This is a genomic window from Rahnella variigena (assembly GCF_003610915.1).
Lineage (GTDB): Bacteria > Pseudomonadota > Gammaproteobacteria > Enterobacterales > Enterobacteriaceae > Rahnella > Rahnella variigena.
Window position 1 is genome coordinate 3,267,261 of record NZ_NSDJ01000001.1, and the last position, 11,876, is coordinate 3,279,136.

General features: G+C 54.6%; 10 protein-coding genes. 4 read left to right on the plus strand and 6 right to left on the minus strand.

The window, feature by feature from the left end:
- Nucleotides 1-22 precede the first annotated feature (22 nt).
- From efeB to CKQ54_RS15145, 4 genes are all read right to left on the minus strand, one after another.
- Nucleotides 23-1,297: an iron uptake transporter deferrochelatase/peroxidase subunit gene (gene efeB, locus CKQ54_RS15130; RefSeq protein WP_120162480.1), complete on the minus strand. Its 1,275-nt coding sequence runs from the start codon at nucleotides 1,295-1,297 to the stop codon at nucleotides 23-25.
- A 3-nt stretch (nucleotides 1,298-1,300) separates the two neighbouring features.
- On the minus strand, nucleotides 1,301-2,524 hold the full coding sequence (gene efeO, locus CKQ54_RS15135) for an iron uptake system protein EfeO (RefSeq protein WP_120162479.1): 1,224 nt from the start codon (nucleotides 2,522-2,524) through the stop codon (nucleotides 1,301-1,303).
- 7 nt (nucleotides 2,525-2,531) lie between these two features.
- Nucleotides 2,532-4,160 carry an iron uptake transporter permease EfeU gene (gene efeU, locus CKQ54_RS15140; RefSeq protein WP_120162478.1) on the minus strand — a complete coding sequence of 543 codons (1,629 nt, stop codon included), beginning with the start codon at nucleotides 4,158-4,160 and terminating at the stop codon, nucleotides 2,532-2,534.
- A 168-nt stretch (nucleotides 4,161-4,328) separates the two neighbouring features.
- A complete protein-coding gene (locus tag CKQ54_RS15145; RefSeq protein WP_120162477.1) occupies nucleotides 4,329-4,898 on the minus strand; it encodes a DedA family protein in 570 nt (189 codons plus the stop codon).
- Between the two features lie 255 nt (nucleotides 4,899-5,153).
- Between CKQ54_RS15145 and yahO the strand changes: the two genes are divergently transcribed.
- Both yahO and CKQ54_RS15155 read left to right on the plus strand, forming a co-directional pair.
- Entirely contained in the window at nucleotides 5,154-5,432 is a 279-nt protein-coding gene (gene yahO / locus CKQ54_RS15150; protein ID WP_120162476.1) for a DUF1471 family periplasmic protein YahO, read from the plus strand.
- A gap of 151 nt (nucleotides 5,433-5,583) precedes the next feature.
- Nucleotides 5,584-7,371, plus strand: coding sequence for a cation:proton antiporter (locus CKQ54_RS15155; RefSeq protein ID WP_120162475.1), 1,788 nt, complete (start codon nucleotides 5,584-5,586; stop codon nucleotides 7,369-7,371).
- Between the two features lie 58 nt (nucleotides 7,372-7,429).
- Here the strand turns inward: CKQ54_RS15155 and CKQ54_RS15160 are convergent, their stop codons facing one another.
- Nucleotides 7,430-9,481, minus strand: a complete 2,052-nt coding sequence (locus CKQ54_RS15160; protein ID WP_120162474.1) for an FUSC family protein — start codon at nucleotides 9,479-9,481, stop codon at nucleotides 7,430-7,432.
- Nucleotides 9,482-9,678: 197 nt separating this feature from the next.
- The gene (locus CKQ54_RS15165) at nucleotides 9,679-10,107 is read right to left on the minus strand and encodes a CopD family protein (RefSeq protein WP_120162473.1); all 429 of its coding nucleotides are present in this window, start codon (nucleotides 10,105-10,107) and stop codon (nucleotides 9,679-9,681) included.
- A gap of 199 nt (nucleotides 10,108-10,306) precedes the next feature.
- Between CKQ54_RS15165 and CKQ54_RS15170 the strand changes: the two genes are divergently transcribed.
- Both CKQ54_RS15170 and CKQ54_RS15175 read left to right on the plus strand, forming a co-directional pair.
- Nucleotides 10,307-10,894: a TetR/AcrR family transcriptional regulator gene (locus CKQ54_RS15170; RefSeq protein WP_120162472.1), complete on the plus strand. Its 588-nt coding sequence runs from the start codon at nucleotides 10,307-10,309 to the stop codon at nucleotides 10,892-10,894.
- Complete coding sequence (locus tag CKQ54_RS15175; protein WP_120162471.1) at nucleotides 10,891-11,817, plus strand: DMT family transporter; 927 nt, start codon at nucleotides 10,891-10,893, stop codon at nucleotides 11,815-11,817. The genes CKQ54_RS15170 and CKQ54_RS15175 overlap by 4 nt, the downstream gene beginning before the upstream one ends.
- The last annotated feature ends 59 nt before the right edge of the window (nucleotides 11,818-11,876 follow it).

Consider the following 11,876-nt stretch of genomic DNA (forward strand, 5'->3'; position numbering starts at 1 on the left):
GCAGCGTAAAACCTTTCCACCGTCACATCTCAAACATCTCCGCCCCGATATAAGAGCCCTCTTTTGGTGCCGGTGGCACGAAGAAGATCCCCGAACCGATGTGCGAGATGTATTCGTTCAGCGCGTCCGATGCACCGAGTTTTGTCTGCAAGGCTTCGAACTGCACCGGGTCTTTCTGATAGCTGATGAACAACAATCCGGCGTCGAGTTGCGCCATATTATTCAGCCCGTCGGTGTAATTATAAGAACGGCGCAGGATTTTAATCCCGCCGTTGTTTTCATGTGCCGCCAGACTGATATGCGCGGTTGCCGGAATAACTAAATTGCCATCGGCATCCTTTTGGGTGAAGTGCGGGGTATCAAACTCTTTGGTGCCGGTCAGCGGCGCACCCGAAACTTTATGGCGTCCGAACACATTATTCTGGTCACTGACCCGGTCTGTATCCCAGCTTTCAATATGAATTTTGATTTTCCGCACCACCTGATAACTGCCCTGCTGCTGCCACGCCGGACCGCCATCGTTGATCCAGACATACTTATCAAAATCTTCTTTCTCGGTGATGTTACGGGTGCCGTCTTTAAAACCGAACAGATTACGCGGCGTGGACTGGCCTTTACCGGCAGATGCGCGGCCAAAGCCCATGACTGTCCAGCGTGTCGCTGCCGCGCCGGTGCTTTTGGCGATACGCGCTAAATCGCGGATGGCATGATACGCCACCTGCGGATCGTCAGCGCAGGCCTGCAACGAGAGATCGCCACCGGTCAGTTCCGGCTGCATATCGTCACTCGGCAGCTTCATCAGCTCACGCATGAGTGGCGGTTTTTGTTTCGCCAGCCCGAAAGTGTCGGTGAAGACGCGCGGACCTAGTCCGACGGTGACGGTCAGTGACGCCGGACCGAGATCCATCGCCTCGCCGGTGTCCATTCCCACGCCGCTGTCACGCGCCGGTTCCACCTGACCGATAATGCCGCCTTTCATCAACTGCGCAATCGCCGATGACCAGCGAGCCAGCAAGACCTGTAAATCCTGACGGCTGGTGGTGGTCAGATCAAAGGTCATGTACATAATATGGCGTTGCGGCGGCGTGGTGACGCCGACCTGCCCGCCGTCACCATAGAACGGATACTGACGCGACAGATCGATTCTGTCTTCAGGATCCTGTGCCGCCACCGCCTGACCGTGCGCGTGGGCAACGGTCGGGATCGCCAGGGCGCTGGCACCGGCTACCGCGCCTTTAAGCACATCACGGCGGGAAAACTTACCGGCCTCCCTGGCCGGTTCGCGTTGTTCACTCATTCATCAGGCTCCCTTATTAGCCGCCACTTTCTCACCGATTTTAGACAGGGGTTCCTGCAACGCCTGAATAGCACGGCTCAGCTTCGCAGCATCAGAGGCTTTGAGTTCAGCAGTGTAATGTTTGTATCCGCCAGGGACGCTGGCATCACGGTAGGTTTCCAGCTGCGTATGGACCGCAGCGAATTGCGCGGCGACCTGCTTCGTGAGCGCCGGATCGATTTTTTCCAGACCCGGTTGCAGGAAGGCAAACGCCTGTTGTGCGCCTTCGACGTTACCGGCGAAATCCACCAGATCAAAGTGGCTGAACGCTTCTTCTTCGCCGTTGATTTTAGTGTTCTGCACTTCTTCCAGCAGGTCGGCAGCACCGTTAGCCAGATCTTCCGGTTTATACGTCAGGGCTTTGGTCAGCGTATCGAGTTGTGCGACGTTCTTCTGCAATTCAGCCGCCAGCTGTTTGGTTTCCGGGGTGATTTTTCCCTGACCGAACAGGTCACGTTCGATGGCGTGGAAACCGTGCCAGCCCGCTTTCGGATCGAGATTTGAAGCACGCATGTCGATCAGGTAATCGAGGTTGCCGGCGTTATCCGTCGCCTTGAAGCCCGGCAGAATAAAACCGTCCACGTCTGATTCGATACGCTCATAGAACGGACGCGCTTTGGCATAATCTGCCTTTGCGGTAGCCAGGTCGCCAGCATCGATGTCGGCTTTCAGGCGGTTAACCGCCACCACCATCGCATCCACCACGCCGTTGACGTAGGTGGCGTAATCTTTGGTGCCCTGCGCCAGAATGGTTGCGGTGCTGCCCGCCGGTTGCGCGGCGCTTTCACCGGTCACGGTGAAATCCGTCATCTCATGTTCTGCGCCCGGACAGTAAATCTGATATTTGCCGCCATCCAGCGTGAGGGTGAATTTGACCGCCGGAAGCCCCGGCGCCAGGTTCTCTTTTTCGCCCAGAATACGATTGTTGCTCAGCAGTTCCAGTTCGGTAATGGCCGTCGCGGTTTTATTGACCACGTTAAATGTAACCGGACCGGCTTTTGCCGAATTATGTTCCACCACACAGGTGCCGCCCTTGTCGCCGGTCATGGTGATATTCACCTGCGAAACGCCGTTCGTCACCGGTGCCTGTGAGGCACTGGCTGGCGCATCAAGCGAAAACATCAACATTGCCGTCAGGCCCGCGGCGGTCATCAGCGATTCTTTTTTCTTAAAATTCTTCTTACGCATGAATTACTTATCCTTTATTTTTTGGCAAATGTTTGTGTGATTGGGAACCGAATGACAGGTCATATTCCCGGCTGACAGATGACCGCTTATGACGGAATTGCAGTAAAATCCGCAGTGCAGATACAGCAAAAATCAGGGCCAGCGCCGCCAGCAAAGCTGGCAGCATGTAAGCCCGGAAACGATAAGTGTCCTGATAAGTTTGTCTTTGTTGCAGAGCGTCAGATACGTGCAGCTGATACGCGTTGCTCACCTGCCAGTTGCAGGCAGAAACATCGGCAGTGGGTGTGCGAACCGTGACGGTGCGCGGCGATTGCAGGCCGCTGCCCGAAAGCGTGATGACTTCTTCGGCCTGCCCGCTGGCGTCGAGTAACCTGTCACCGGCAGCAGTAACATGAACGTTGCAATGCACCGTCCACTGTGCCTGATATGGCCCCGGATGTATGGCCGGATTCAGGCCGATGGGAATACGGTTACCGTAAAGCGCCACCACCCGATCCAGCGTGACAATGTCCGGCGCACCGGCGGGCGTCAGGGACGTTTTGGTGTTCCATTCCCGCGTCGGTAGTCCTGCGCGTTCACCCATTGTGGCTTTTTCCACAGGGAGCGCTATCTGCGTAATCTTGCCAGCGGCGGATTGCAGACTGAGCTGATAGCCGTTACCGGCGGTGACGAGAAGTTGCACCTGACCGGCAGGCGTTTGCTGCGCGTCGCTGACCAGCGGCGCGTTGTCCGGCAATTGCAGGGTAAACGGGGGATAAAACAGAAACAGCCCCAGCGCGGCGAGCGCCATCACACCGGCGAAAGCCAGAGAAAGACGCGCTGCTTTTTTCGCAGCCGGACGACGATGGGCAGGCCAGTACACCCTCACCGAAACAATGCCGATATACAGCAGCCACGCCACGGTCTGGATCTGATTCGGATCGGGCGGAATGCCCAGCACGCCGGTGATCAGCGCGGAACGGATGGTGCCCGGCGGAACCAGCCACGAGAGATCGGCAATACGTTGCTGACCGATATTCAGCCAGCCCGCCTCGTGTGCGGTTTGCAGTGAAGTGATGATCAGTCCGCTTGCCACGAGGATCAGGAACAGGCCGGTATAGCGGAAGAAGCGCGATAAGTTGATGCGGATACCGCCGAAATAAATACCGCAGCCGATGATCACCGCAACGATAAGGCCGATCACTGCGCCGACAGCGGCCCACATCGCGGACTGCGCCACCGAGAACGTCGCCAGCAGAAATACGCTGGTTTCAAAACCTTCTTTCAGCACCGCCAGAAACGCCATACTGGCCAGCGCCCAGGCGCTGGACTGGCTGATGGCCTCGGCGGCTTCGTTTTCCAGCTCTTTTTTCATGTTGTGAGCGTGGGTATTCATCCACATGATCATGCCGGTGACAAAGAACACCGCGATCGCGCCGATAACCGATTCCATCCCTTCCTGACTGGCCTGCGGCAAAGCGCGCTCTGTCATTTCCAGCGCAATACCGACTATGACGGAGAGCACCAGCGCCAGCACGACGCCCACCCACATCGCAAAAAGACTTTTGCCGTTTTTACGTAAAAAGGCCGCAATAATGCCGACAATCAGTGCGGCTTCAAGACCCTCACGCAAACCGATAATAAAGGTGGCTAACAAAGGCGACTCCAGCAACAAGAAGCATTATCAAATTATTAATGATAATTGATATCAGTTGGCGCTATGGCTGGAAAGGAATGGAGTATGTGGATTTGCAACAGATTGCGTGAGAAATGTAAATTTGCCGAAAAACCGGGGTGAATTGTAAGCAGATGAAAATTCACGCGATTATTGTTTTGATTTCAGCCAGTTCACGATCACCCCGCCCGCCACAATCAGCACGATGAAAGAGGCGTAAAGGAGCCAGTTATTCACTTCGGCAAGGATATCGCCGAACAACCAGCCAATAGCCAGCAGAAACAAGGTCTTGGGAATGGCGGCAATAATGTTATAGAACAGAAAAGGCACCAGCGGCATACGCGCCATGCCCGCAGCGGTCAGCACCAGCGCGCCAGCGGAATGCGTCAGTTTACCCAGCACCAGCAATCGTCCGGATTTGCGTGCAAAACTGCTCACCACTTTATCCAGCCGTTCCTGCGTCAGGCCGAGACGGATAAGCCAGCGCGGTGGTTTGCCGTCCGCGCCAATCACCCAGCGTCCCAGCGAGTAAAAAAGCAGATCCCCGAACACTTCCACGGCCATGACCACAGCAAAAATCCCGGTTAAGCTTAAATAGCCGAGACGTGCAAAATAACCGGCGATGACCGTCACTACCGGCCCTTCCAGTATGGCCAGCGGCGTCATAATCAGCAGCCCGTGCGCTCTGAGCAGTGCTTCAAGAGATTCAAGTGAAAACATACTTTCCTTATTAATCTGACTGCTGGCGGGCAATGACTGACACCGTACCAAATCAGGTAGCATAAAAAGCCAAAAAACGCACTTATCGCTAAATATTTTATTTCAGCATTGAAATTATTAACTTCCTTGCCTATTACTTAATGTTAGCGATAAATCGTTGTTTTACAGCAAGGTTTGTCGCCAACAGGGTAATTATAAATTCGCTTATGGCAAGCACATCTTCCCTTAACGGGCATTCTGACATTTGAGGCATACATGAAAAAAATTAGCGTAATACTGGCAGTGGCTCTGGCAAGCTTGATCTCCTCCAGTGCTTTTTCTGCTCAGTTGATGAAAAAGTCCGAGTTCGAAAAAGTAGAATCTCAGTACACCAAAATCGGTACGGTCAGCACGTCGAATAAAACGTCTCAGTCTGGCGCGCTGGAAGATCTGTCCAAGAAGGCAGATAAAAAAGGCGGTGATGTTATCGTATTAACCTCAGGCAACACCAACAACAAAATTCACGGCAATGCCGATGTGTATAAGAAAAAATAAGATTTTTGTTTCTATACAATAATTTTGTTTATATGCAATAAAAAGAGGCCCGCAAATTTGCGGGCTTTTTGATGCCCGATTATGCTCATTAAAAAACTTTGTCTATGGCCGTCAGCTGGTCTTTCGTGTCTTTCAATAAAAGGGAAATTTTATGCTGTTATCCGCCCCGCTGATGCTGGTCATCATTGGTCTGGGATCCTTGCTGGCGCAGTGGCTGGCGTGGTTATTAAAAATCCCGGCCATCCTGCCTTTACTGTTACTCGGCGTCGTACTTGGCCCGGTGACGCATGTCATCCAGCCTGATGCCCTGTTTGGCAATTTGCTGTTTCCGCTGGTGTCGATCTCGGTTGCCATCATTTTGTTTGAAGGCGCGCTGACGCTGCGTGTGGACGAAGTCCGCGGACTGGGCGGCGTGGTGCGCAATCTCGTCACTATCGGGATGCTGGTAACGTTCGCCGTGATCAGCCTCGCCTGCTGGTGGCTGCTTGGTTTTGAGCCGGAACTGGCCGCACTGGTCGGTGCGGTGACCGTGGTAACCGGCCCGACTGTGATTGCGCCGTTAATGCGCGTGGTGCGTCCGAATGCAGCCATTAACCAGGTGCTGCGCTGGGAAGGGATTGTGATCGACCCGGTGGGCGCGATTTTTACTCTGCTGGTGTTTGAATTTATTACCCTGCGTGAACACGCTGAATCGCTGACGCACCTTATCTGGACGCTGGGCGAAACCGCTGCCGCCGGGCTGATACTGGGTTCAGTTTTTGGTTACGTGCTGGGCGTCGCATTGCGCCGTGTGTGGATCCCCGCTTATCTGCAAAACCTCGGCGTGCTGGCAGTGATGCTGACCGCGTTCGGGCTTTCCAATGCCCTTGCAGATGAATCCGGCATGCTGACCGTCACCGTCATGGGCATCTGGCTGGCGAATATGCGCGATGTCGATACCACTGACATTCTGGCTTTTAAAGAAGAGCTTTCGGCCATCCTGATTTCCGCACTGTTTATCATTCTTGCGGCGCGCCTCGATATTCATGCACTGGTGGAAATGGGCTGGCCGTTGATTGGCCTGTTGCTGGTGGTGCAGTTTATCGCCCGCCCGCTGTGTATTGCCGTCTCGACGTGGCGTTCTTCCCTGCACTGGCGTGACCGTCTGCTGCTGTGCTGGATTTCTCCGCGCGGCATCGTGGCGGCGGCGGTCAGTTCGCTGTTCGCCCTGACGCTGCAACGCATGAACTATCCGCAGGCCGACAAACTGGTGACCGTGGTCTTTGCCATTATCATTGGCACCGTGGTGCTGCAAAGCCTGACCAGCCGGGCGATTGCCCGTGCGCTGCGGGTACAGCAGAAAACGCCGCGCGGCGTGCTGATCGTCGGTGCGAACAGCGTGGCGCGGATGCTGGCGAAAGTGCTGATAAAGCAGGATATTCCGGTGCGCCTCACCGACAGCAGCTGGGAATATTACCGGCAGGCACGGATGGACGGCATTCCGGCCTATTACGGTAATGCGTGGTCAGAACATGCCGAAAACTTTCTCGATCTGAGCGGTGTATCGCAGGTATTGGCGCTTTCACCTAACCGTCATCAGAATGCGCTGGCGGTGTATCATTTCGGGCATATTTTCGGCCGGGAAAAGGTGTTTGCCGTGCGCTCCGGGCCCGCGCTCAAAGGTGCCCGCTCGCAGGAAAACAGTCGTTTTCAGCGTAATGAAGTGGTGTTCAACAGCGATACCACCTATTCGAAGCTCAGCTCTTTGCTGGCGAAAGGTGCGGTGATCAAAGCCACGCAGCTGAATGAAAGTTTTGGCTGGATAGATTACCTGGAGAAAAACAGCGGCGTGCTGCCTCTGTTTGCGGTGCGGGAAAACGACACGCTGGTGGTGCTCAGGGACGGCAATACCCCGCCGGTGCCCTGCACGCTGATTGCACTGGTACAAAACGAAGCATAAAAAACCCGCGCCGCGGGTTCATCTTAAGGAACAGCGGCGCGGGCAGTTTCGGTTAGAGTTACGCCAGTTCCGGCCAGCGTGCGGTCGGGTACAGCGCCATACGGATGTTGAACAGATGGAACAGCGGCGTGAACAGTTCGATGTCCGCACGACATAACGCTTCAAGCCGCAGCAGCGCCTGATTCAGCGCATTGAGCAACGAATCCGGCGGTCCGATGTAGATATTTTTCAGCCGCTTTTTGATGTAATTATTAATCTCATACATCAGCACTTCCGTTTCAACGTTATGATTTTTCAATACGTCCTGATGCCGGGCATAAAAATCATAGCAGTTCACGCCCAGCCAGATTTCGGTGATCAGATTCCCGCCCAGCGCCACTTTGGGTGACGGATCCGCTTTGTTACGCGGCAAAATAATGTTCACTTTATCCAGCATACTGGCGACGTATTGCTGCCTTCCGCGCAGCGAAGACGCATTGATTTTGATTTCGCTGGTGAACTGTAATAGCTCTTTGATGCCTTTGCGCAGCGCACGTTTGGCCGTCCATGAAGGCCGCTTATTACGGATAAGCGCGGTGGTCAGCAGCGCAATCATTATCCCGACAATCGTCGAAATCGCCGCATTCACAATCACCAGCACGTCAGGTTTAAAATCATGCCCCATGCCGATAAAACCCGGGATCTGCGTGGCGATAATCAGGCCGATAAAATTGGTCGAAGGATTAGCAATGACCAGCCCAAGCGCCAGCAAACCGGGTGCCAGACAGATAATCAGCGACTCAAAGGTGATCGCCATCGGGATGAAGATCACCGCGTAAATCACGCTGATAACGATGGCGATCAGCACCCCTTTCAAAAAGACTTTCATCGAGGCAATCGGGCTGTCGAGCGAGGCAAAGAACGAACAGATAACCGCTGCCATCATCGGCGCAGATGCCCCGTCGCGCCAGCCGGTGCCTATCCAGAACAGGCAGCCAATCATGGTGGCGGTGAAGGCGCAAAACGCAGAAAGTAAAATCATCCCTTCATCAATATGCTTCCTGAGCCCCAGTTTTATTTTGCTGCGCTTTTTCTCTTTACTGAACTGTGTCACCCGCTCGGTTACGCCGTAATACGATTCAGTGATGTGAACAAAGTTTTGCAAACGCTCAAGCAGGCCGGTGAACAGCAGCCCTTCTTCCGGCGTCATTTCGCCACTTTCATAAAGATTTTTGATGCGGGCCTGCGACGCACGGATTTCCGCCTGAATGCCCTGCGCATTACCGCTGAGTTCGGCGCTGTTCAGCCACAGCAGAAACTGGCTGAACGTCTCTGAGACAAAATCAGGAAACGGGATTTGCTGTTCGGCCAGCAGATTCAGACGCTTTTCGATGGCCGTCAGCGTGGGGATCAGATACGACAAATGCTGATACTGTGCCATCACCAGGCGGATCAGCCTGCGGGCAGAATCCCCTTCAAACACGCAGTGCGTAATCAGCGTTTCCACGCTAAGCGGATAGTTAGCCATCTGCACCAGAATATGTTCCCGCTCCGGCAGCGGATCTTTAGCGGTGACGGTCAGTAATTCATTGCACAGCTTTTTGGCACTTTCGTACCAGTTGTTGACGCTGTTCTCCAGCAAATTGCGCATGCGCACCGGAAACACCAGCATGTGGATCAGCGTACTGCATACAATCGCCACGGTGATTTCTTCGACACGCGAAATCACCGTATAAGTGATCGACATCGGGGTATCGACGTCGGCAAATCCCATGATCGCCGCGCTGTAGCCCGCCAGCATAAAAACGTAGCCTTTCGGCGTGCGGTCATGCAGCGAAAGATACAGGCAAAATGCCACCCACAGCGACACGCTGAGGCTGAACAGCACCGGGTCGGTGACCGTAAACGGATAGACCAGAAAGATAAAAACGCCGCCCAGCACGGTGCCGAGAAAGCGGTACGTGGCTTTGGAAAGTGTTGACGCAGAATAAAGCTGTGAGATGACGTACACCGACACCATCGACCAGGCCGGTTTATCGAGATTGAGTTCGAGGGCTATATATAAGGCTAAAAATGCCGCAATACAGGTTTTGACTGAGAACAAGAGCGCATTTTTTGTTAACCATTTCATCGTTAAATCAACAGCTCAGCGTGTTTCAAAACACTATTTTATACGCTGCCAATTCCTGCACCAGATTCAAGATTGTAACAAAACATACCTGACTATTAATCACCGCTGATAATCTGTACCTCCCTACATAAAAAAATCCACGCTTTCACGTGGATTTCCTGCTCTGCCATCTGCCTGACTTCTTTAAAATCAGAATCTTAGAAAGGCCGGATGATGGCCATAATGCCGATGATGATGACGCCAATGACAATCACAGTTCCGGCTTTGCGCACCAGCGCAAAATCTTTCGCGGGCTGACCGCTGGCGAGACGACGTAAGTTGCCGGAAAGCAGACCGTGCAGCGCGGAAAGCACCAGCACCACCACCATTTTGATCAGCAGCCAGGCGTGCGGGAACTGGCCGTGACTGACAATCATCCAGATCCCCGCCACCCACAGCAGGATCATCGCCGGACTGGTAATACAGCGGTTCCATTTTTGCACGGTGACGGCCAGCGCCCGCAGCCCGTCGTTTGCGCCGGTTCCCGCACTGCGAAACACCACGCTGACTAATGCCAGCGCCAGCAACCCGCCAGTCCATAACATGCCAGCAATAAGATGTAAGGTGTTCAGCCATTCATGAATCATTTTTCTCTCCGAAAGTTAACGACAATGCTGCCCGCCGGATGAACCCAACCTGCTGTCTCTCCACGGCTTTTGCCGGATTATGTCCCTTTCCCACAATAAAGGCACGGCCAAAATCGTTACTTTCTCTTATCGTTGTCCCGCTTTACATGAAGTAGGTAGACTGGTATACCTACTGCAAATTCATTGCGACGAGAAACCTATGTCCACATCAGACTCTTCACCGCAAAGCGCCCGCGACCGCCTTCTGGGCGCAGCACGCGTACTGTTTTATAACGACGGCATCGCCGCCACTGGTATCGACGCCATTATTAAAAGAGCCGGTGTGGCGAAAAAAAGCCTCTACAACAATTTCGAATCCAAAGCCGAACTGGTGGCGACGTACATTGAAATCCGTCACGACGAATGGTTGCAGCTTTACGCCAGCAGACTGGAAAACGCGGTCACGGCGAAAGAGAAAGTGCTGGCCGTTTTTCAGGCTTACGACGATCACGCTGAGTTTTCTTACGAACACGGATTCAGGGGCTGCGGATTGCTGAACGCCGCGGCTGAACTGCCCGCCGGTGCGCCCGGACGCGTTGCCGTGCGCGGACACAAAGAACAGGTGGAAGCGATCGTGACCGCGCATCTTTGCGAACTGTTCCCGGCTGACGAAGCCAAAGCACAGCTGATGGCGCGCCATTTCTCGTTTCTTCTGGAAGGCGCGATCTCCCGTGCCGGACTGGAAGGCAATGGCCGGTGCGTGCGTCAGGCAATGGCAATGGCCGCTGAAATGATGGAGGCGTCATGATCGTCGCCCGCAGGGAACGCATGCTGGGGATCCTCGCCGTTTTGTTCGCATCCGTTTTATGGGGATCGACCGGCACCGCCGCGACCTTTGCGCCTGACGTCAGTCCGCTGGCGATCGGTGCGGTGGCAATGGGATTGGGCGGATTATTGCAGGCGCTGATTTCCGCCAAAGGCATAATTGCCAGCCGCCACCGGTTTAGCCAGAACTGGCGCATGTTACTGACCGGCGCGCTGGCGGTGGGTATTTATCCGCTGGCATTTTACGCCTCCATGCATCTGGCCGGTGTCACGGTGGGTACGGTAATTTCCATTGGTTCCGCCCCGCTGTTATCAGCGCTGATTGAGTATTCGCTCGACGGGCAACGTCTTTCACGCCGCTGGATGACCGGCGCTGCCATCGGCGTGGCGGGCATGATTTTACTGTGCGTGGCGGAAAGTGCCGGTCATGCGGCAACCGGTCAGGGTTCCGGCGTCATTGCCGGGATCGGGCTCGGGCTGCTTGCCGGTCTGACTTACGCACTCTATTCCTGGGCGGCACGCCATCTCATGCAGCGGGGAATAGGCTCCCGCGCCGCGATGGGCGCCACCTTCGGACTCGGCGGCCTGTTCCTGATGCCGGTGCTGTTTGTCACCGGCGGCCCGCTGCTGGCGTCGTGGAATAATGCAGCGGTCGGCGCTTACATGGCGCTGATCCCGATGTTCGTAGGGTACGTCTGTTTCGGCTATGCGCTGGCGCGGATCCCGGCGAGTATGGCGACCACCATCACCCTGCTGGAACCGGCTGTGGCGGCGGTATTAGCGGTGCTGATTGTCGGCGAAAGATTGCCCGCGCTCGGCTGGACGGGAATCGGACTGGTGGTGCTGTGCCTGGTTTTCATCACCGTACCGCTGAAAAGACGCGGATCGCTGCCCGTTTCTGCATAAAAAAATGGCTCCTTGTTCAGGAGCCATTGTTGTTTCTGTTACTGCTCAGTGATCCTGCT

Bases quoted from the DNA above. Each gene is read 5' to 3' on its own strand.
- CKQ54_RS15170 (WP_120162472.1), top strand. From the start codon at position 10,307: ATGTCCACATCAGACTCTTCACCGCAAAGCGCCCGCGACCGCCTTCTG.
- CKQ54_RS15160 (WP_120162474.1), bottom strand. From the start codon at position 9,481: ATGAAATGGTTAACAAAAAATGCGCTCTTGTTCTCAGTCAAAACCTGT.
- yahO (WP_120162476.1), top strand. From the start codon at position 5,154: ATGAAAAAAATTAGCGTAATACTGGCAGTGGCTCTGGCAAGCTTGATC.
- CKQ54_RS15145 (WP_120162477.1), bottom strand. From the start codon at position 4,898: ATGTTTTCACTTGAATCTCTTGAAGCACTGCTCAGAGCGCACGGGCTG.
- efeO (WP_120162479.1), bottom strand. From the start codon at position 2,524: ATGCGTAAGAAGAATTTTAAGAAAAAAGAATCGCTGATGACCGCCGCG.
- CKQ54_RS15175 (WP_120162471.1), top strand. From the start codon at position 10,891: ATGATCGTCGCCCGCAGGGAACGCATGCTGGGGATCCTCGCCGTTTTG.
- CKQ54_RS15155 (WP_120162475.1), top strand. From the start codon at position 5,584: ATGCTGTTATCCGCCCCGCTGATGCTGGTCATCATTGGTCTGGGATCC.
- CKQ54_RS15165 (WP_120162473.1), bottom strand. From the start codon at position 10,107: ATGATTCATGAATGGCTGAACACCTTACATCTTATTGCTGGCATGTTA.
- efeB (WP_120162480.1), bottom strand. From the start codon at position 1,297: ATGAGTGAACAACGCGAACCGGCCAGGGAGGCCGGTAAGTTTTCCCGC.